Below are 17,536 nucleotides of genomic sequence, written 5' to 3' on the forward strand. Positions count from 1 at the left end.
CTTGCGCGGCACCTCGGGATGAGGGGGAGGGATGGGATCGGGCGTCCGCCCGGCCTCAATCGTCGTCGTCATCGTCGATGACCTTGAGGGAGCCGGCATCGATCTTCACGTCGCGGCGACGCCCGTCGGGGCCGAGGATGCGCAGCTTGTAGAGCCAGCGCCCGTCGTCGCGCTTGAGATCGACCGCCACCACATCGCCCGGCACGGCGGTCTTGGCGGCGGCGAGGACCGCGTCGAGGGGGCGGATCTCGCCCCGTTCCAGGGCCGCCCGGGCGCGCTCGCCGTCGCTGTCGGCATGGGCGAGCGGGGTCATGACGACCGCGTTCAGGGCGAGCAGGAGCAGGAGCAGGCGGAGCGGGCGCGGCATGGGTCGGGATCGGGGTCCGGTCAGGGATGCCCGAATCTCCCTGACGCGAGGCTGACGGGGCGCGTCAGGCCGGCGCGGGAGCCCGCCTGCGAGAAGACGGCACAGACGGCGCGCCGGCCTCGCCGCCGCGTCTCCCTCTCGCAGACGAGTCATCGCATGTCCCTGACCACCACGATCCTGCTGCTCTACGCCGCCTGTCTCGTCGGCGCCATCGCCAGCCCGTCCGCCGCCGCGACGCCCGAGGCACGGCGTGATCAGAGCCCCGCCCCCGAACCGCGTCGCCCTGCCTGGCGTGCCCCGGCCGTCCTGGCCCTGCCGCTCGCGGCACTCGTGATCGGCGTGACTGCCGGCCCGGCGCGGGCCGGTGAGCCGGCGACCCGGATCGCCGCCCTGGCGACCGCGCCTGTCGCGCCCCTCGCCGCCCCCATCATGGGGTCCGCCACGGTGATCGATGGGGCGACCCTCTCGGTCGGCGGCCGCCGCCTGCGCCTGCACGGCATCGTCGCCCCGGCCCTCGACCAGACCTGCTTCGACGCGCAGGAGCGCGGCTATGCCTGCGGACGCGTCGCGGCGGAGGCGCTCACGGCGCGGATCGGTGAGTCGTTCGTCACCTGCGAGGCGCAGGGCACGGAGGCCGAGACCGGGGTGGCGACCGCCCATTGCCGCCTCGGGGCGGACGACCTCGCGGCCTGGCTCGTCGAGAGCGGCTATGCCGTGGCCGATCGCGGCGTCTCGACCGACTACGTCGCCCAGGACGAGCGCGCCTGGGGGCGCCGCCGCGGCCTCTGGGCGGGTGTGTTCGATCTGCCGACCCGGCGCCGGACCACCGCGACCGCCGGGCTCTGACCGACGGGTCGCACGGCGCGACCCTCTCGCCGGAGCGGGATCCCGGGCGATCGAAGCGAGCGGATCCTCGGCCGCGGGTCAGGCCGCCTTGTCGCCCCCGGGCACGGCGCGGACATCGGCGGGGGCGGGCACGTAGGCACACCACATGCAGCGACCCCGCTCGGCCGCCTTCGGGTCGTTGCGCTGGGAGCAGACCGGACAGATCGTCAGCACGATCCGCTGGCCGCGCACATAGGCGAGGCCGCGGCCCAGGAAGGTGACGGCACCTTGGGGCATGAAACCGATTCAGTTGTCGGCGGGACGAGAGCCGTCGTCTAGCTCATCGCACCGTGAAGGCGACCCCCGCACACGGCATGGGCCGGCGGCGCCGAAAGCATAGCCGGCACGCGGAAGCCCGTCGCAGCGCGTCCCGTGTCGATCGCGTCCGCCCCTGGCGGCACTACAGCAGCGCCTCAGCCCGGATCGGCAGGCGGCGCAGGCGCCGGCCGGTGGCGTGATGGACGGCGTTGGCGATGGCCGCGTTGACGCCGATGATCCCGAGTTCGCCCAGGCCCTTCAGACCGAGCGGGTTCACGGCCGTGTCCGCATCCGGCACCAGCACGGCCTCGATCCGCGGGGCGTCGGCGGCGGTGGCGACCAGATACTCGGCGAGGTCGTCGTTGCGGTAGCGCCCGCGGTCGAGCACGCTCTCCTCCAGCAGGGCCGAGCCGATCCCCCAGATCATGCCGCCGGTGAGCTGGCTTCGGGCGGTCAGCGGGTTGAGCACGCGGCCCGCCGCGAAGGCGCCGGTGAGGCGCGCGACCCGGATCACGCCGGTCTCCGCGTGGACATGCACCTCGGCGAACTGCGCCCCGAACCCCCAGGACAGGGTCTCGCCCATCCCGCCGGTCCCGAGCGCGATCCGTCCGGCCCGCACCGCGTCCAGCGCGCCGGGCTTGGCGCCCTCGGGGACGAATTCGGCCAAGGTCTCGACGGTGCCGCCGCAGAGCGCCACCGCCTCGGCGAGCGGCAGGGAGCGCCCGTCCGGTGCGTGCAGGCGGTCCTCGGCGAGCCGCAGCGAGGCCGGATCGATCCCCTGGAGCGGTCCCGTCGCCGCGGCCGCGGCGAGGCACGCCCGCACCTGCCCGCAGCCGAGATGCAGCGTGTGCATCAGGCTCGTCGTGGTGGCGGAGCCGCCCGACAGGCCCGCCGCCGGCAGCGCCGTGTCGCCGAGGCCGACCGCGACCCGCTCGATCGGCACGCCCAGCCACTCGGACGCCCCCATCGCCAGCAGGGTGGCGATGCCGTTGCCGATCTCGTGATGCGCCGTCTCCACCCGCGCGCCGCCTTCGGCGTCGAGGGACACCCGCATCGTCGCGGGCCCGGTCTTCACCGGTCGCACCGCGGCGGCGCAGCCGAGCCCGACCCGCCACGCGCCCTCCCCGGTCTCGATCCGCATCGCCCCCACCTCGGGCACCCGCCGGCCCCAGTCGAAGGCGCGGGCGCCCGCGTCGAAGCAGGCCATCAGCGGGCGGCTGGAGAACGGTTTTCCGGCGATCGGCTCCCGGTCGGTGTCGTTGCGTCGGCGCAGCTCGATCGGATCGAGGCCGAGCGCCTCGGCCATTTCGTCGACCGCGCTCTCGAGGGCGAACAGGTAGGGCACCTCCGGCGGCGCCCGCATCGGCCCCGGCGTGTTCCGGTCGACCCGCACGGCCCGCTCCTCGGCGCGGATCGCCGGGCAGGCATAGAGGCGCGCGGTGACGTCCGTGCCCTCCATGGCGAAGGGATCGAAGCGCGAGGTCGTCACCTCGGCCTCGTGCATCAGCGCGGTGAAGCGCCCGTCGCGGGTCGCGGCGAGACGGAGATGATGACGGCTCTCCGGCCGGTAATTGGCGATGGTGAAGCATTGTTTGCGCGTCGGCACCAGCGAGACCGGCCGCCCGAGCCGACGCGCCGCCAAAGCCACCGGCGCGGTGTGCTGCGACAGCGCGAGCTTCGAGCCGAAATGGCCGCCGAGGGGGCCCGACACCACGCGGATATCGGCCGCCGCCATGCCGAGCTGGGCGGCGAGCCCGTGGCGCACCGCCTCCACGTAGCGGGTCGGCTCGTGCACGGTCAGCCGCCCGCCCTCCCAGGCGCAGGCGGTGGTGAACAGCTCCATCGGATTGTGATGCTGGATCGGCGTCTCGTAGCGGGCCTCGATCCGCACGGGCCCCGCCGCGAACCCCGCCGCGTCGTCGCCGACGCGCGGGTCCGCGTGATCGGATTTCAGGTCGGCGAGGCGCACCGCCTCGGCGCCGGGCTCGTCGAACCCGCCCGCGAAGGGCTCCGGCGCGTAACGCACCCGCACGACGCCCGCGGCGGCGTGGGCGGCCTCCGACGTCTCGGCGACGACGAGTGCCACGATCTGCCCGGCATAGGCGATCCGGTCCGAACCGAGGGGACGATGCGACGTGTTGGCATACCCGCCCGCCATCAGATGGGCGACCGGCCGGATCGCGTCCGCGAAGTCGCGATGCGTGAAGATGCCGAGAAGGCCGGGCATGGCCCGTGCCGCGTCGAGGTCGAAGCCGAGGATCCGCCCCCGCACGATGGGGCTGGTGACGAGCGCCGCATGGGCGACGCCCGGCAGCGCGATGTCGGAGGCGTAGCGGGTCGCGCCCGTCACCTTGGCCCGGCCGTCGATCCGCACCTGCGGATGGCCGAGCCGGCCGTCCGGGTCGGTCGTCTGGGGCGCGTCCGGCATCGTCCTGTCCTCTCGAGGTCGGGCAGGCAACCGGAGGGGCACCGAAGCGGTTGCCGCGCGAAATCCGCGCAAGTCCGTCCGCCGCACCATCGGGCCGGGCCGCGCGTTGACGAGCCGAAGACGATACGAAATCGGGAAGAGGCAGGAGCCGTCATGTCGAAGCTGTTCATCGCCCGGGTGCGCGGGGCGGGCGGCGAGCGCCCGCTCGTGACGGTGCGGGCCGCCGCCGAGGGAGAGGCCCGGCTCTTCGTCGAGGCTGCCTATCCCGAGGACGAGGTTCTAGAGATTGCCGAGCCCGGCGAATGGGTCAGCGACACCGATACCGGCACGCGCTCCGGCGACGTGCGCGAGCATGCGGACGTCGCGTGGCAGGCGCCGGCGAGCCGCCCGGTCTAGGCGCGGGACGAGGGAGAATCGGGCATGTCGTGCCAGCCGGAGGATGTGCGCGCCCTGGCCCTGATGCTCCCGGAAGCGGTCGAGGGCGCCCATCAGGGCCACCCCGACTTTCGCGTCGGCGGGCGCATCTTCGCGACGCTCTGGACCGAGGAGGAGCGCGTCGTCCTGCGGCTGTCGCCGGAGCAGCAGGCGGCGGCGACCGAGGCGGAACCGGACGCCTGCGAGGCCGTCCCCGGCGCCTGGGGCGAGCGCGGCTGGACTAGCCTCGAACTCTTCGCCGTGGACGAGGATTTTCTGCGCTCGGGCCTGCTCGCGGCCTGGCGCAACACGGCGCCCCCCGCCCTGGTCGCGCGCACCGCCGCCCTCGCGCTCGATCCGTGATCGCCCGCCGCGGAACCGCCGCCGCGGATGCGGGCTTGATCCCGGCAACCATCAAGGAGCGGATACGGTGACGCGATCGGACAGCCCCCGGCCCGGCGACGACAAGGAGACGGACCGCGATCCGCCGACCCCGTCGCAATCCCCCGCCGAGCCCTTGCCGGAGGAGGATCTGGAAGAGGTCGAGGAGCAGCCGAGCTGAGGCCCGGCGCTGCTGGAGCACGATCTGGTAAACCGGAATCATCGTGCGGCCATAGTGAGATAGGCCATGCGGCTGTTTCCCGGAAACAGCCGCATGGCCTAGGGGCGCTGAAAGACATATCGGATGACCGACGAGATCGAGCGGCTCGGCCTGCTGGCCGGGCTCATGGAAGTGGCCATCGGCCGACTGTTTGAAACGGCCGAGGGCGGTGCCGAGGCCAAGCGGCTGTTCGTCGAGGATGTCCGCCGGCTCCTCGCCGACACGCGGGCGGTGCAGACGCAGTCGCCGGCGATCCAGACCTACGAGGCCCTGCTGCGGCGCCTCGGTGCGACCGGGGCCGAGGACGGCCCCCTCGGCGTGGTGCCGACCCCGGAACAGGGCCTGCCGCCCGCCGGGTCGGGGGTGTGAGCGAGAAGGAGAGCGAGCCTTGGACACGGTCGAGGACGCGGCGGGCACGGACGGGACGCCGAAACTGTCCGGCATCCTGACATTCCCGCCGGAGGTCGTGGCGGCGTTGGACGAGCATTGCGCGGTCGAGCGCCTGCCGCGGGATCGGGCGATCTGCGAGATCGTCGCCGAATACCTGCGCTACAAGGGCTATCTGCGCACCCGGCCGGCCACCCACCACCGCTCGTCCCAGGACCGTTCGTCCGATGGCGAGCGTCCCGAGACACTGGGCTGACGGAGGCGACGATGGCGACCTCGTTCAAGGGCCTCTATCTCTGCCCGCCCAAGCAGGATCGGCCGAGCCATGTCCGCGTGGCGGATGCGGAGGGCGGCGAGGCGACCCTGAGTCTCGACGTGTACGAGGCCCGCGCGGGCCAGCCGCCCTGGCAGAGCCTGCCCTGGCAGGGCGAGGAGGGGCCGGTGCCGGATGACGGCGAGAAGCACGGTCCCGAGATCAGCCTGTAGCGCCCTCGGCGCGGAGGGACGGATCGGCACCATCACCCGCCTCACGGTCCGCCCGTGTACCAGATGAGGGTGGCGCGCGGCCTGCGGAAGGTCTGTCCGTCGTCGAACGGAGTCGGGCACTGAAGCTGTGGCGTCTTGTCAATCGAAGCGACCCTGAAGTACGAGCCCCGATCCGTATTCCGGCGGAATGCCTGAGCGGCGAAGCGAATTGCCTCCCGACCGCTGACAGGACAGACCCCGCCCTTGGCCGAGGCCCCGCGATGACCCAGCCTCCGGCCCCATTCGGCGTTGCGCCCGCTTCCCGGTCGGCCCTGCCGAAGGCCGCCACCGGCATCGAGGGCTTCGACGCGGTCACCTTCGGCGGTCTTCCCGCCGGCCGGCCCTCCCTCGTCTGCGGCGCGGCAGGCTGCGGCAAGACGCTGTTCGCCACGACCTTCCTGGTCAACGGTGCGACGCGCTACGGCGAGCCCGGCGTGTTCATGAGCTTCGAGGAGCGGGCCGAAGACCTCGTCGCCAACGTCGCCTCCCTCGGCTACGACCTCGACGGCCTGATCGCGGGCGGGCAGCTCGCCATCGACCACGTGCGGGTCGAGCGCTCCGAGATCGAGGAGACCGGCGAGTACGACCTCGAAGGATTGTTCATTCGCCTCGGCTTCGCCGTTGATTCGATTGGTGCCAAGCGCATCGTCCTCGACACGATCGAGACCCTGTTCTCCGGCTTCACCGACGAGGCCGTGCTGCGGGCGGAACTTCGGCGCCTGTTCGGCTGGATCAAGGAACGCGGCCTCACCGCGATCATCACCGGCGAGCGCGGCGCGGGCCAGCTCACCCGCCAGGGGTTGGAGGAATACGTCTCGGACTGCGTGGTGCTGCTCGACAACCGGGTCGAGGACCAGATCACCACGCGGCGCCTGCGGGTGGTGAAGTATCGCGGCTCGGCCCACGGCACCAACGAGTACCCGTTCCTGATCGACGCCGAGGGCATCAGCGTCCTCCCCGTGACCTCGGCCGAACTCGATTACCCCGTCTCCGAGGGGGTGGTCGCCACCGGGATTGCCGGTCTCGACGCCATGCTCGGCGCGGGCGGCTTCTATCGCGGCTCGGGGATTCTCATCTCGGGCGAGGCGGGCACCGGCAAGACCATGATCTGCGCCAGCCTGATCGAGGCCGCCTGCGCCCGCGGCGAGCGCTGCATGGCCTTCGTGTTCGAGGAAAGCGGCGAGCAGATCGTCCGCAACGCCCGCTCCATCGGCCTCGATCTCGCCCGTCACGTCGAGTCGGGTCTGCTCCGGTACGAGGCGGCCCGGCCGAGCCTCTTCGGATTGGAGATGCATCTCGCCCGGATGCAGCGGGACATCGACCGCTTCCGCCCCGACCTCGTGGTGGTCGATCCGCTCTCGTCGCTGCGCGGGCCGGATGCCGAACTCCAGGCGACGGTTCTGCGCATGGCCGATCTGCTCAAGAGCCGGGGCATCACCGCCGTGTTCACCAGCCTGCGCGAGGATGGCGAACTCGGCCGCGACGGCGATATCGGCGTCTCCTCGCTGATGGATGCTTGGATCAAGCTCCTCAACGTGGAGGCCAACGGCGAGCGCTCGCGCACGCTCTACGTCATCAAGGCGCGGGGGATGCGCCACTCGAACCAAGTGCGCGAGTTCGTGATGTCGGAAAACGGACTTCACCTCGTCGACGCCTATATCGGTCCGGCGGGCGTGCTGACCGGAACGGCGCGGGTGGTGCGGGAGGCGGAAGAGGCGGCGCAAGCGCTGCGTCGGCAGCAGGAGAACCGCCGCCGCCAGCGCGAGGCCGAGCGCCGCCGCCGCTCCCTGGAGCGGCAGATCGACGAGTTGCGTGCCAGCCTGGAGGCGGTGGGCGAGGAGGAGGCGATCCTCCTCGACGAGGACGAGCGGCGCGAGACGTTGCTGGCGAGTGAGCGGCGCGACCGCGCCGCCCGCCGGGGAGGCGAAGGATGAGCGTGACCCAATCCGCCGAGTCCGAGGAGGGCCGCTACCGCCTGCGCCTCTACGTGGCCGGACAGACCGCCAAGTCGCTCGCCGCCATGAGCAATCTCAAGCGCTTCTGCGAGGAACACCTCGCCGGCCGCTACGAGATCGAGGTGGTCGACCTGTTGCAGAATCCGCAGCTCGCCGCGGGCGACCAGATCCTGGCAATCCCGACCCTGGTGCGCCGCCTGCCCGCTCCGCTCAAGCGCATCATCGGCGACCTCTCTAACACCGAGAAGGTGCTCGTCGGCCTCGACATCCGGTCCGATCTCGGGCCGTCGCCGGCCGCCGCGAAGGCCGGACGGTCTTGAGCGCGCCCGACCGCATCCGCCTGCGCCTCTACGTCGCCGGGCCGTCGCCGCGCTCGACGCGCACCATCGAGAGCGTCCGCCGCCTGTGCGAGGGGCCCCTCGCCGGTGCCTGCGATCTGGAGATCGTCGACCTGTACCAGCAGCCCGGCCTGGCCGGTCGCGACGGCGTCGTGGCGGCGCCAACCCTGCTGCGCCTGAGCCCCCTGCCCGCCCGCCGCGTCGCGGGCGACCTGACCGATGCGCACCGCGTCCTCGGCACCCTCGGCCTGGCAGACCCGGGCTCGGTCGCCGCCGCGTCGCTTCAGGTGGCCCAGCAACAGCAGCAGCAGGATCCGGCGCCCGGATTGGGAGGCCCCGATGTCGCCTGACCCGGTTCCGGGGGCCGATCCGCAAAGCGGAACCGCCGCCGCGTCCGACCCGCAGGCACGCATCCGCGAACTGGAGGCGCGCCTCGAAGAGGCCGAGGACACGCTCGCGGCGATCCGCCGGGGTGATTTCGACGCCGTCGTCGTCGAGGGGGCCGCCGGCGAGCGGCTGGTCTACACGCTGGAAAATGCCGACCGGCCCTACCGGGTGCTGATCGAGCAGATCCAGGAGGGCGCCTTCACCCTCGGACCGGACGGGACGGTGCTCTACGGCAACCGCCGGCTTGCCGAGATGCTGGATATCCCGCAGGAGCGGCTGACCGGCCAGCCGCTCGCCCGCTTCGTTGCCGAGGGCGAGGCGGAGACGCTGGCCCGGCTCCAGCAGGATGCGGCCCAGGCGCCGGCCCGCGGCGAGCTCTGCCTGCGCGACGGCGCCGGCGGCGAGCGCCCCGGCTACCTCTCGCTGAGCCGCCTGGAGAGCGGCGGGAGCGCCCTACTCTGCGGCGTGCTCACCGATCTCACCGCCGAGCGGGTGCGCCTGCGCGAACTCGCCGAGGCCAATGCGCGCCTGCGCGCCGAGGTGACCGAGCGCGAGCGGATCGAGGAGGCCCTGCGCCAATCGCAGAAGATGGAGGCGGTGGGCCAGCTCACCGGCGGCGTCGCCCACGACTTCAACAACCTGCTGACCGTCATCAAGTCCTCGACCGACCTGCTGAAGCGCCCGGACCTGCCCGAGGAGCGGCGGCGCCGCTACGTCGAGGCGATCTCCGACACGGTCGCCCGCGCGGCCAAGCTCACCGGCCAGCTGCTGGCCTTCGCCCGGCGCCAGGCGCTCAAGCCCGAGGTGTTCGATGCCGGGCGCGGCGTCGCGGCGGTGGCCGACATGGTCGGCACGCTGACGGGCGCGCGCATCCAGGTGAAGACCCGGATCGATCCCTGTTTCGACGCGGCGGGCGAGCCCTATGCCTGCCTCGTCGAGGCCGATCCGAGCCAGTTCGACACGGCCCTCGTCAACATGGTCGTCAACGCCCGCGACGCCATGGACGGTGAGGGCACGCTGAGCATCCGCGTCGGCCATGCCACCCGCATCCCGGCGCTGCGCACTCACCCGGAAGTGGTCGGCGACTTCGTGGCGGTGTCGATCGGCGATACCGGCTCCGGCATCGCACCCGGCGACCTCAACCGCATCTTCGAGCCGTTCTTCACCACCAAGGGCGTCGGCCAGGGCACCGGCCTCGGCCTGTCCCAGGTGTTCGGCTTCGCCAAGCAATCGGGCGGCGACATCGCCGTCGAGAGCGTCCTGGGCGAGGGCACCACCTTCACCCTGTTCCTGCCGCGGGCCCGGCTCGCCCCCACCCCGACCGAGGCCGTGGAGGAGCCCGAGCCGCTGGCGCCGGGCCACGGCACCTGCGTGCTCGTGGTCGAGGACAATCGCGAGGTCGGCGCCTTCGCGACCCAGGCGCTCGCCGAACTCGGCTACGGCACGGTCTGGGCGATGGATGCGGATCAGGCGCTCGCCGAGCTGGAGCGGACGCCGGAGCGCTTCGACGTGGTCTTCACCGACGTGGTCATGCCGGGCATGAACGGCGTGGACCTCGCCCGCGTCATCCAGAAGCGGCGGCCGGACATCCCGGTGGTGCTCTCCTCCGGCTACAGCCATGTCCTGGCCGAGGATCAGCATCACGGCTTCCCGCTGCTGCACAAGCCCTACTCGGTCGAGGATCTCTCCCGGATCCTGCGCCGGGCGAGGCAGCGGAAGGGCGTGCGGCGGGGGTGAGCCCGCCGGCCCCGCGCTCTTCGACGTCATTCCGGAGCGTGCGGCGGAGCCCGGCATCCGCCCGTGATGCAGGGCCTCGCGAAGCGGCGGCGCCCGTCATGGATTCCGGGTTCCGCTCCGTGGCTCCGGAATGACGGCGGGACGGTATGGGGCAAGGCCACCCGCCGACACATTCTCTCCGCTTCGACAGGCGGCCACGAAGGGTGTAAAGGGGCCGCCTTCCCGGAGGCCCCCTTGCTGCACGTCTCGACCCGCGGTGCCGCCGCGCCCTTGAGCTTTTCCGATGCCCTGCTCGCCGGGCTCGCCCGCGACGGCGGCCTCTACGTGCCGCAGAGCTGGCCGCAGATCTCCCGCGATACGATCGCCGGGTTCGCGGGGATGCGCTACGCCGAGGTCGCCAAGCGCGTCCTGCGCCCGCTGATCGACGGCGAGATTCCCGATGCCGAACTCGATGCCATGATCGAGCTGGCCTATTCGGGCTTCCGCCATCCGGCGATCTGCCCGCTGGCGCAACTCGACGACAACCTGTTCCTGCTCGAACTCTTCCATGGGCCGACGCTCGCCTTCAAGGACGTGGCGATGCAGCTCCTCGGGCGGCTGATGGACCATGTGCTGCGCAAGAAGGGCGCCCGGGCCACCATCGTCGGCGCGACCTCGGGCGACACCGGATCGGCGGCGGTCGAGGCGTTCAAGGGTCTCGATCAGGTCGACGTGTTCATCCTCTTCCCGCACGGGCGGGTCTCGGAGGTGCAGCGGCGGCAGATGACCACGGTCAACGCGCCCAACGTCCACGCCCTCGCGGTGGAGGGCAATTTCGACGATTGCCAGAACCTCGTGAAGGCGATGTTCCAGCACGGCGACTTCGCCGACCGGGTGAGGCTCTCCGGCGTCAACTCGATCAACTGGGCGCGCGTCGCCGCGCAGACGGTCTATTACTTCACGAGCGCGGTGGCCCTCGGCGCGCCGCACCGGCCGGTCTCCTTCGCGGTGCCCACGGGCAATTTCGGCGACATCCTCGCCGGCTGGGTCGCCAAGCGCATGGGGCTTCCCATCGAGCGGCTGATGATCGGCACCAACGCCAACGACATCCTGGCCCGCACGCTCGAGCACGGCGCGTACGAGCCCCGCGGCGTGCAGCCCACCACGTCGCCCTCTATGGATATCCAGATCTCCTCGAACTTCGAGCGGCTGCTGTTCGAGGCACTCGGGCGCGACGCCTCCTCGCTCGGCCGTCTCATGGACGGACTCAAGCAGTCCGGCGGCTTCTCCCTGAGCCCCGACGTCCTCGCCACCGTCCGGAACGAGTTCGATGCCACCGCCGTGAACGAGACAGATGTGGCCGACGAGATCGCCGGCACCTTCCGCCGCACCGGCATGGTGCTCGATCCCCACAGCGCCATCGGCGTCCGCGCCGCCCGCCGCCTCTTGGAGAAGGACGCGGCCACGCCCGTGGTCGCGCTCGCCACCGCGCACCCGGCAAAGTTCCCCGATGCGGTCTCGCAGGCGACCGGGGCCGGGCGCCCGGAGCTGCCGCCGCACCTCGCCGATCTGATGACCCGGCCCGAGACGGTGGCGAATCTCGCCAACGATCAGGCCGCGGTCGAGCGCTACATCATCGAGCACGCGCGCATCACGCGGGGCGATTGAGAGGCCTCATGGAACGCCCGGGCAGCGAGGGTTCCCGTTCCCGGCGCGGCGGACGTGTGACGAGACAGAACGAGGGTCCATGAACCAGCATTTCTCGACGTTCGGCGCCTCGCCCGGCCTCACGGTGACGCGGCTCGACAACGGATTCACCGTTGCGAGCGAGACGATCCCGGGGGTGGCCACGGCGACTCTGGGCGTCTGGGTCGGGGCGGGCTCCCGCCACGAGCGGGCGGACGAGCACGGGCTCAGCCACCTGATCGAGCACATGGCCTTCAAGGGGACGGCGACCCGCTCGGCCCGCGCCATCGCCGAGGAGATCGAGAATGTCGGCGGCGAGATCAACGCCGCCACCAGCACCGAAAGCACGAGCTACACCGCCCGCGTGCTCGGCGAGGACGCCCGCGTCGCCCTCGACGTGCTCGGCGACATCCTGACCCATTCGGTGTTCGATGCCGGCGAACTCGCCCGCGAGAAGGGCGTGATCCTGCAGGAATACGCCGCGGTCGAGGACACCCCCGACGACGTGGTCTACGACGCCTTCATCGAGACCGCCTTTCCCGACCAGCCGATCGGCCGCCCGATCCTGGGCCGGCCGGAGACGATCACGTCGTTCGACCGAACCGCGATCGAGGCCTACATCGCCCGCGAATACGTGCCGGGGCGCATGGTGCTGGCCGCCGCCGGGGCGGTGGAGCATGCCGAGATCGTCGCGGCCGCCGAGCGGCATTTCAGCGGGCTCAAGGCCGTGGAGGCGCCCCCGGTCGTGACGGGCGTCTATGGCGGCGGCGAGCGGCGCATGAGCAAGCGCCTCGAACAGGCCAACCTCGTGCTCGGCCTGCCGGGCCTGTCCTTCCGCGACGAGGGTTACTACGCGCTGCACCTGTTCTCGCAGATCCTCGGCGGCGGCCTGACCTCGCGGCTCTGGCACGAGGTGCGCGAGACCCGCGGCCTCGCCTACGAGATCCAGGCCTTCCACTGGCCGTTCGCCGATTGCGGCCTGTTCGGCATCGGCGCCGGCACCTCGGGGGCGGACCTGCCCGAACTCGTCGAGGTCGCCATCGCCACGACGCGCGAGGCGGCCGAACAGCTCGACGAGGCGGAGCTGGCCCGCGCCAAGGCGCAGCTCAAGGTCTCGCTGCTCTCGGCCCTCGAAACGCCGGGCGGGCGTATCGAGCGCAATGCCCGCCAGCTGCTCGCCTGGGGCCGGGTGATCCCGCCGCAGGAACTCATCGCCAAGGTCGATGCCGTGACCGTGGAGGACACCCGCGCCGCCGCCCGGACCCTGCTCGACGGCGCGCCGACGCTCGCCGCGATCGGTCCCCTCAAGGGGCTGCCGCCGCTCGCCAAGATCGCCGGGGCGCTGCGCGGCGCCTGACCGGAAGCCCCGCACCGGGCCCCGCGCGCGGCAGGGATCGAGGGAAGATGGGCGGTGACGCACGTTCCCGCCCTGGGTTATTTTTCGGAGCCCGGCCAGCCGACGAAGGCGCTGCCGGGAGCGGCCATCGAGCGAGCCCCATGAATCCCGTCGCCGTCGCGACCATGCTCGGCATCACCCTCGTCTTCCTCGGGCTCGTGGCTTACGCGCTGACGGTCGGCGAGGCGTGGCTGCTCGCGATCCTCGCCATCTTCGCCATCGCCCTGTTCATCCGCTGGGGAGAGTGATTCGGGCGCCGTTCGGCCTCTCGCTTCGGCGCCGCCTCGCGATGACGGGGGAGCCGAGCGGAGACCGACCGGGTCGGCCGAACGCCGCCTACTTCCCCTCCTCCAGCGCCGGCCCGCGCGTGGCGTCCAGCCCCTCCCTCGTCCCGGCCAGCGGCCCGACCTTGACCGTGGCGCCGGTGCGGGCCGCCTCGTAGATCGCCTCCATCAGGATCATGTCCTGCAGGCCTTCCTCGCCCGGCGTGCGGGGTTGGCGGTCCTTGAGGACGCACTCGGCCATGTGGTCGAGTTCGAGGGCGAACTGGTTCTTGGGGGTCAGCACCGGCTCGTCGCGCTGCACGTGGCTGCCCTCGCGGTGGGCGATGCTGAGGCGCTGGCCGCGATAGGCGAAGGCGTTGTGCAGGGCGATGGCGCCGTTGGTCGTGTGGACCCGCAACTCGCGGCTCTCGTGCACGCCGTAGCTGGTGCCGCATTGCGCGATCACGCCGGAGGGGAAGCGGAGCGTGAAGGCGACGCTCTCCTCGACCTCCTTGAAGCGCGGATCGTTCTCCGGCGTCGCAATCTGCGCCTGGACCGAGACCGGCTCCTCGCCCAGCAGCGCGCGCACGCCGTTGAGGCAGTAGAGACCGATATCGGGCAGCGCCCCGCCGCCCGCCAGCGCCCGGCGCAGGCGCCACTGCTCGGGGAGCGCCGTGGTCTGGCCGTTGAACGCCTCGATCATCTTCACCCGGCCGAATTCGCCCGAGCGGGCGAGCCGCACCACCGCGCGGTTGAACGGCTCGTACTGGCAGCGATAGGCGATCATCAGCTTGACGCCGGCCTGACGGCAGGCGTCGATCATCGCCCGCGCCTCGGCGGAGGAATTGGCCATCGGCTTCTCGCACAGCACGTGCTTGCCGGCGGCCGCCGCGGCCAGCACGTTGTCCCGGTGCAGGCCGTTCGGGGTCACGATGTAGACCACCTTGACCGCCGGATTGGCCTTCAGCCGGTCCCACTGGTCGTAGCCGTAGACCGCGTCGTCGGGGATCCCGTATTGGCGGGCGGTGAGCCTCGCCTTCTCCGGCGAGCCCGACATCAGCGCCACGGGCCGGGCCTTCTTCGCCTCGCCGAAGGCCGGCAGGATCTCCTCCAGGCTCAGGCGGCCGAGGCCGACGATCGCGAAGCCGACCCGCTCCCCCGGAGGCATCGGCGCGGGCGGCGGCGGGGGCGGGGCATCGCCCGCATCGCGCCAGTTCGGAAAGACCACGCGCTCGCCCTGCACCGCGCCGGTATCGGCCGGCACCGAGGGACCGGGCGGCGCGCCCTGCGCCTGCGCCCGTCCGGCGAGGCCCAGAGCCGCGCCGGTGAGGCCGGCGCTGCCCGCCGCCAGGAGGATGCGCCGCGACAGGTGCGGGGTCTTGCGCAAGTCTTCGCTCCGGTCTTCGCTCATGGGCCTCGCTCGTGGGCCTCGCTTCCGACGATACGAGGCGGAACGTCTCACGTCGGCGGGACGGTTCCCTTGGTCGCCCCCTGGCCCGTCGTCGCGGGGGTGGGATCGGGATCCTCCACCTCGCCGCGCCGCTGAAGCTGGAGCGCCACGAACCAGCACAAGGCCGCCCAGGCGGCGCCGACGCACCAGCCTGCCACCACGTCGCTCGGCCAGTGCACGCCGAGATAGACCCGGCTGATCCCGACCGAGATCGTCATGACGATGCCGAGCCCCAGCATCAGCGCCTTGACGTGGCCCCGCCGCTCGACGCGGGCGAGCAGGGTCGCCAGCGTGAGGTAGGCGATGGCCGACATCATGGCGTGGCCGGAGGGGAAGCTCGCGGTGAACACCTCCATGCCGTGCGGCACGAGGTCGGGCCGCGGGCGGTGGTAGAACAGCTTGAGCACGGTCGAGACCGCCTCCCCGCCCCCGACCGCGGCGAGGACGAACACCGCGACCCGCCGCCGCCCCGACAGGGCGAGGTAGATCACGGCGGCGGCCGTAAGGAACACGATCGTCACCACGCTGCCCCAGCCGGTGATGTCGCGCATCGCCTCCTCCAGCCATGCGGGGCCGAGGGGATCGGCGAGATCGGCCGGGTTGCGCAGGGAGAGCAGGATCTTGCGGTCGAGGGCGGCGGTCGAGCCCTCGCCGACCTCGTAGGCCAGGGCGAAGAAGGCGTAGCCGAGCGTGCTTACCGCGAGCAGGGAGACCAGCGGGCCGACCTCGTTGAGGTGGAGCCGCAGCCAGAAGGCGGAGGAGCCGCGCCAGAGGGCGCCGCCGCCGTTGCGGGCGAGTTCGGGGATCCTCATGCCGCACCTCCGAACGGGATCGCCGCGAGCCGCTCCCAGGGGCCGCCGAGATAGCGCCACAGGATCACCCCCGGCGCCCGGAACCGCGTGGGTGCGAAATCCTGCGACAGGCTGGCGTGCAGCGCTCGCGCCTTGTCGGGCGCGACCTTGTTCTGGACCGTCACGTGTGGGCGCCAGCCCTGCCGGTCCTGCGCCGTCAGGGCCTCGCGGAACGCGCCCGCAACCCGGCCGCGGAAGGCCGCCAGGGGCTCGGAATCGAGGCTGTAGGCGACGCCCCGCCCGGTGAAGCGCACGCCCGTGACCGCGACCTCCGGCGGGCCCTCGGTGCGGGCCAGCGCCGTCACCGTCTCGATCACCGCCGCCGGATCGTCGCCCGGCAGGTGGTGGAACAGGGTCGCGTGGGCCGGGATATGGTTCAGCGCCTCCGGAAAGTGGCGCCGCCGCAATCCGTCGAATTCGGCGAAGGCCGCCGCATCCATCTGCAGCGTCAGGATCAACGGGTCGGGTTCGGGCGAAGGTGGCACGAAAGGGGGCACTCGCAGCGATAGGGCGGGCAATCCTCCGGCGCTGAGGCGCGGATCAGGCAAGAGATGGCGCAGGCGCGTCGCGGTTCCAGCCATGTCGCCTGTGACGCGGCTGCGCTGTTCACGGGCCGGCGCTGCGATTAGACAGCGCCATGACCCGCAGGAACCGAGAACTCGTCCACCGGGGACGCGAGGGATGGCTGTTCCTGATCGGGGGCACCAACGGCGTCCTCGACCAATACCGGCGCACGCTGTCCGGCTGGTGGCAGTTGCGGCGCTGGGCCCGGCTGATCGAGGCCCGTACCGCCCGGGCGCAACGGCTCGGCATCCGCGCCATCCACACCATCGTTCCCGAGAAGCTTACGATCTACGACGATCGGACCCTCGATCTCGCCTACGATCCGCGCCTGTCTCCGGCCCGGCGCCTCGCGCGTCGGCTCGACCGGATGAGCGGCTTCGTCGATCTCGTCGCCCCGCTCCGAGCGGCCCGCGACGGCCCGGTGCCGCTGTTCCGGCGCACCGATTCCCACTGGACCTATGACGGCTGCCTGATCGGCTATCGCGCCCTGATGCGGGCCTGCGGCGCGGTGCCCCCGCCCGACATCGCCGAGCGCCGCCGCTTCGAGACCGAAGGGCTGTGGGACCTCGGCGACAAGCTGCCCGACCGCCCCCGCGAGACGGTGGTGAACTGGGCGGTGCTGCGCGAGGCCTCGCGGAGCTACGCGAGCCCGTTGGTCGAGGCCTACGAGGCGGCGGGGCGGGCCGGCGACCTGCATGTCGGCGCCCACGTGATCTACCGGAACCCCTCGCCCCATGCCGACCCGCGCACGCTGGTGCTGTTCGGCGATTCCTACGCGCATTACGCGCCGATCCTGCTCACCAGCCTGCTCGCCGAATCGTTCCGCGAGATGCACTTCGTCTGGTCGTCGAGCCTGGACTGGGCCTATGTCGAGCGGGTGCGGCCCGACATCCTGATGGTCGAGATGGCCGAGCGCTTCCTCGCCCGCCTGCCGGACGACAGCTTCGACGTCACGGCCTGCGCGCGGCCTGAGATGGACGATCCGGTGCGCCCGGCGGAGGCCGCACCGGCGGCCTAGACAACGATCCTGGATCTTCGATCCGGGACGATGCGTCCGCCTTTCGA

General features: G+C 72.0%; 21 protein-coding genes. 15 read left to right on the forward strand and 6 right to left on the reverse strand.

Annotation, left to right across the window (positions count from 1 at the left end):
- Positions 1–55: 55 nt before the first annotated feature.
- Positions 56–367, reverse strand: coding sequence for a PepSY domain-containing protein (locus MFF26_RS06935; protein ID WP_137829399.1), 312 nt, complete (start codon positions 365–367; stop codon positions 56–58).
- 156 nt (positions 368–523) lie between these two features.
- Between MFF26_RS06935 and MFF26_RS06940 the strand changes: the two genes are divergently transcribed.
- Positions 524–1,213 carry a thermonuclease family protein gene (locus MFF26_RS06940; RefSeq protein WP_137829398.1) on the forward strand — a complete coding sequence of 230 codons (690 nt, stop codon included), beginning with the start codon at positions 524–526 and terminating at the stop codon, positions 1,211–1,213.
- Positions 1,214–1,291: 78 nt separating this feature from the next.
- On the opposite strand, the gene MFF26_RS06945 is transcribed toward MFF26_RS06940, so the two are convergent.
- Both MFF26_RS06945 and MFF26_RS06950 read right to left on the reverse strand, forming a co-directional pair.
- On the reverse strand, positions 1,292–1,489 hold the full coding sequence (locus tag MFF26_RS06945) for a hypothetical protein (RefSeq protein WP_137829397.1): 198 nt from the start codon (positions 1,487–1,489) through the stop codon (positions 1,292–1,294).
- Positions 1,490–1,652: 163 nt separating this feature from the next.
- Complete coding sequence (locus MFF26_RS06950) at positions 1,653–3,938, reverse strand: xanthine dehydrogenase family protein molybdopterin-binding subunit (RefSeq protein WP_238307789.1); 2,286 nt, start codon at positions 3,936–3,938, stop codon at positions 1,653–1,655.
- Between the two features lie 153 nt (positions 3,939–4,091).
- On the opposite strand from MFF26_RS06950, the gene MFF26_RS06955 reads away from it, so the two are divergent.
- The 13 genes from MFF26_RS06955 to MFF26_RS07010 all read left to right on the forward strand — a co-directional run bounded on the left by MFF26_RS06955 (position 4,092) and on the right by MFF26_RS07010 (position 13,591).
- Positions 4,092–4,334, forward strand: coding sequence for a hypothetical protein (locus MFF26_RS06955; protein WP_137829395.1), 243 nt, complete (start codon positions 4,092–4,094; stop codon positions 4,332–4,334).
- Between the two features lie 24 nt (positions 4,335–4,358).
- Positions 4,359–4,715 carry an MmcQ/YjbR family DNA-binding protein gene (locus MFF26_RS06960; protein WP_137829394.1) on the forward strand — a complete coding sequence of 119 codons (357 nt, stop codon included), beginning with the start codon at positions 4,359–4,361 and terminating at the stop codon, positions 4,713–4,715.
- 67 nt (positions 4,716–4,782) lie between these two features.
- Positions 4,783–4,914: a hypothetical protein gene (locus tag MFF26_RS26445; RefSeq protein WP_281405166.1), complete on the forward strand. Its 132-nt coding sequence runs from the start codon at positions 4,783–4,785 to the stop codon at positions 4,912–4,914.
- 123 nt (positions 4,915–5,037) lie between these two features.
- The gene (locus MFF26_RS06965) at positions 5,038–5,322 is read left to right on the forward strand and encodes a hypothetical protein (protein WP_137829393.1); all 285 of its coding nucleotides are present in this window, start codon (positions 5,038–5,040) and stop codon (positions 5,320–5,322) included.
- A gap of 19 nt (positions 5,323–5,341) precedes the next feature.
- Positions 5,342–5,596 (forward strand): hypothetical protein, encoded by a 255-nt coding sequence (locus MFF26_RS06970; protein WP_171015462.1) that lies wholly within the window; start codon positions 5,342–5,344, stop codon positions 5,594–5,596.
- Between the two features lie 11 nt (positions 5,597–5,607).
- Positions 5,608–5,826, forward strand: coding sequence for a hypothetical protein (locus tag MFF26_RS06975; protein WP_137829392.1), 219 nt, complete (start codon positions 5,608–5,610; stop codon positions 5,824–5,826).
- A 260-nt stretch (positions 5,827–6,086) separates the two neighbouring features.
- A complete protein-coding gene (gene kaiC, locus MFF26_RS06980) occupies positions 6,087–7,799 on the forward strand; it encodes a circadian clock protein KaiC (RefSeq protein ID WP_137829391.1) in 1,713 nt (570 codons plus the stop codon).
- Positions 7,796–8,140, forward strand: a complete 345-nt coding sequence (locus tag MFF26_RS06985) for a circadian clock KaiB family protein (protein WP_137829390.1) — start codon at positions 7,796–7,798, stop codon at positions 8,138–8,140. The genes kaiC and MFF26_RS06985 overlap by 4 nt, the downstream gene beginning before the upstream one ends.
- Positions 8,137–8,508: a circadian clock KaiB family protein gene (locus tag MFF26_RS06990; protein WP_137829389.1), complete on the forward strand. Its 372-nt coding sequence runs from the start codon at positions 8,137–8,139 to the stop codon at positions 8,506–8,508. Before MFF26_RS06985 ends, MFF26_RS06990 begins: the two co-directional genes overlap by 4 nt.
- Complete coding sequence (locus MFF26_RS06995; protein WP_238307790.1) at positions 8,498–10,282, forward strand: ATP-binding protein; 1,785 nt, start codon at positions 8,498–8,500, stop codon at positions 10,280–10,282. Before MFF26_RS06990 ends, MFF26_RS06995 begins: the two co-directional genes overlap by 11 nt.
- 234 nt (positions 10,283–10,516) lie before the next feature.
- Entirely contained in the window at positions 10,517–11,929 is a 1,413-nt protein-coding gene (gene thrC, locus MFF26_RS07000; protein WP_137829387.1) for a threonine synthase, read from the forward strand.
- Between the two features lie 79 nt (positions 11,930–12,008).
- Positions 12,009–13,304, forward strand: coding sequence for a M16 family metallopeptidase (locus MFF26_RS07005; protein WP_137829386.1), 1,296 nt, complete (start codon positions 12,009–12,011; stop codon positions 13,302–13,304).
- A 140-nt stretch (positions 13,305–13,444) separates the two neighbouring features.
- The gene (locus tag MFF26_RS07010) at positions 13,445–13,591 is read left to right on the forward strand and encodes a hypothetical protein (RefSeq protein WP_171015461.1); all 147 of its coding nucleotides are present in this window, start codon (positions 13,445–13,447) and stop codon (positions 13,589–13,591) included.
- An 88-nt stretch (positions 13,592–13,679) separates the two neighbouring features.
- Here MFF26_RS07010 and MFF26_RS07015 read toward each other — a convergent pair whose 3' ends face one another.
- From MFF26_RS07015 to MFF26_RS07025, 3 genes are read right to left on the reverse strand one after another with little or no spacing between them, the layout of a single operon-like run.
- Positions 13,680–15,017: a Gfo/Idh/MocA family protein gene (locus tag MFF26_RS07015; RefSeq protein ID WP_373324374.1), complete on the reverse strand. Its 1,338-nt coding sequence runs from the start codon at positions 15,015–15,017 to the stop codon at positions 13,680–13,682.
- 47 nt (positions 15,018–15,064) lie between these two features.
- On the reverse strand, positions 15,065–15,868 hold the full coding sequence (locus tag MFF26_RS07020) for a phosphatase PAP2 family protein (protein WP_137829385.1): 804 nt from the start codon (positions 15,866–15,868) through the stop codon (positions 15,065–15,067).
- Positions 15,865–16,347: a 2'-5' RNA ligase family protein gene (locus tag MFF26_RS07025; protein ID WP_137829427.1), complete on the reverse strand. Its 483-nt coding sequence runs from the start codon at positions 16,345–16,347 to the stop codon at positions 15,865–15,867. Before MFF26_RS07025 ends, MFF26_RS07020 begins: the two co-directional genes overlap by 4 nt.
- Before the next feature lie 197 nt (positions 16,348–16,544).
- Here MFF26_RS07025 and MFF26_RS07030 point away from each other — a divergent pair, with 197 nt between their 5' ends.
- Positions 16,545–17,489, forward strand: a complete 945-nt coding sequence (locus MFF26_RS07030; RefSeq protein ID WP_137829384.1) for an alginate O-acetyltransferase AlgX-related protein — start codon at positions 16,545–16,547, stop codon at positions 17,487–17,489.
- Positions 17,490–17,536 lie beyond the last annotated feature (47 nt).

It is taken from the genome of Methylorubrum suomiense, from assembly GCF_022179765.1.
In the GTDB taxonomy this organism is placed as follows: Bacteria; Pseudomonadota; Alphaproteobacteria; order Rhizobiales; family Beijerinckiaceae; genus Methylobacterium; species Methylobacterium suomiense.

Bases quoted from the DNA above. Each gene is read 5' to 3' on its own strand.
- MFF26_RS06955 (WP_137829395.1), top strand. From the start codon at position 4,092: ATGTCGAAGCTGTTCATCGCCCGGGTGCGCGGGGCGGGCGGCGAGCGC.
- kaiC (WP_137829391.1), top strand. From the start codon at position 6,087: ATGACCCAGCCTCCGGCCCCATTCGGCGTTGCGCCCGCTTCCCGGTCG.
- MFF26_RS07025 (WP_137829427.1), bottom strand. From the start codon at position 16,347: ATGGATGCGGCGGCCTTCGCCGAATTCGACGGATTGCGGCGGCGCCAC.
- MFF26_RS07015 (WP_373324374.1), bottom strand. From the start codon at position 15,017: ATGAGCGAAGACCGGAGCGAAGACTTGCGCAAGACCCCGCACCTGTCG.
- MFF26_RS06960 (WP_137829394.1), top strand. From the start codon at position 4,359: ATGTCGTGCCAGCCGGAGGATGTGCGCGCCCTGGCCCTGATGCTCCCG.
- MFF26_RS06940 (WP_137829398.1), top strand. From the start codon at position 524: ATGTCCCTGACCACCACGATCCTGCTGCTCTACGCCGCCTGTCTCGTC.
- MFF26_RS06965 (WP_137829393.1), top strand. From the start codon at position 5,038: ATGACCGACGAGATCGAGCGGCTCGGCCTGCTGGCCGGGCTCATGGAA.
- MFF26_RS06950 (WP_238307789.1), bottom strand. From the start codon at position 3,938: ATGCCGGACGCGCCCCAGACGACCGACCCGGACGGCCGGCTCGGCCAT.
- MFF26_RS06985 (WP_137829390.1), top strand. From the start codon at position 7,796: ATGAGCGTGACCCAATCCGCCGAGTCCGAGGAGGGCCGCTACCGCCTG.
- MFF26_RS07030 (WP_137829384.1), top strand. From the start codon at position 16,545: ATGACCCGCAGGAACCGAGAACTCGTCCACCGGGGACGCGAGGGATGG.
- MFF26_RS07005 (WP_137829386.1), top strand. From the start codon at position 12,009: ATGAACCAGCATTTCTCGACGTTCGGCGCCTCGCCCGGCCTCACGGTG.
- MFF26_RS06935 (WP_137829399.1), bottom strand. From the start codon at position 367: ATGCCGCGCCCGCTCCGCCTGCTCCTGCTCCTGCTCGCCCTGAACGCG.
- MFF26_RS06975 (WP_137829392.1), top strand. From the start codon at position 5,608: ATGGCGACCTCGTTCAAGGGCCTCTATCTCTGCCCGCCCAAGCAGGAT.
- MFF26_RS07020 (WP_137829385.1), bottom strand. From the start codon at position 15,868: ATGAGGATCCCCGAACTCGCCCGCAACGGCGGCGGCGCCCTCTGGCGC.
- MFF26_RS06995 (WP_238307790.1), top strand. From the start codon at position 8,498: ATGTCGCCTGACCCGGTTCCGGGGGCCGATCCGCAAAGCGGAACCGCC.
- MFF26_RS07010 (WP_171015461.1), top strand. From the start codon at position 13,445: ATGAATCCCGTCGCCGTCGCGACCATGCTCGGCATCACCCTCGTCTTC.
- MFF26_RS06945 (WP_137829397.1), bottom strand. From the start codon at position 1,489: ATGCCCCAAGGTGCCGTCACCTTCCTGGGCCGCGGCCTCGCCTATGTG.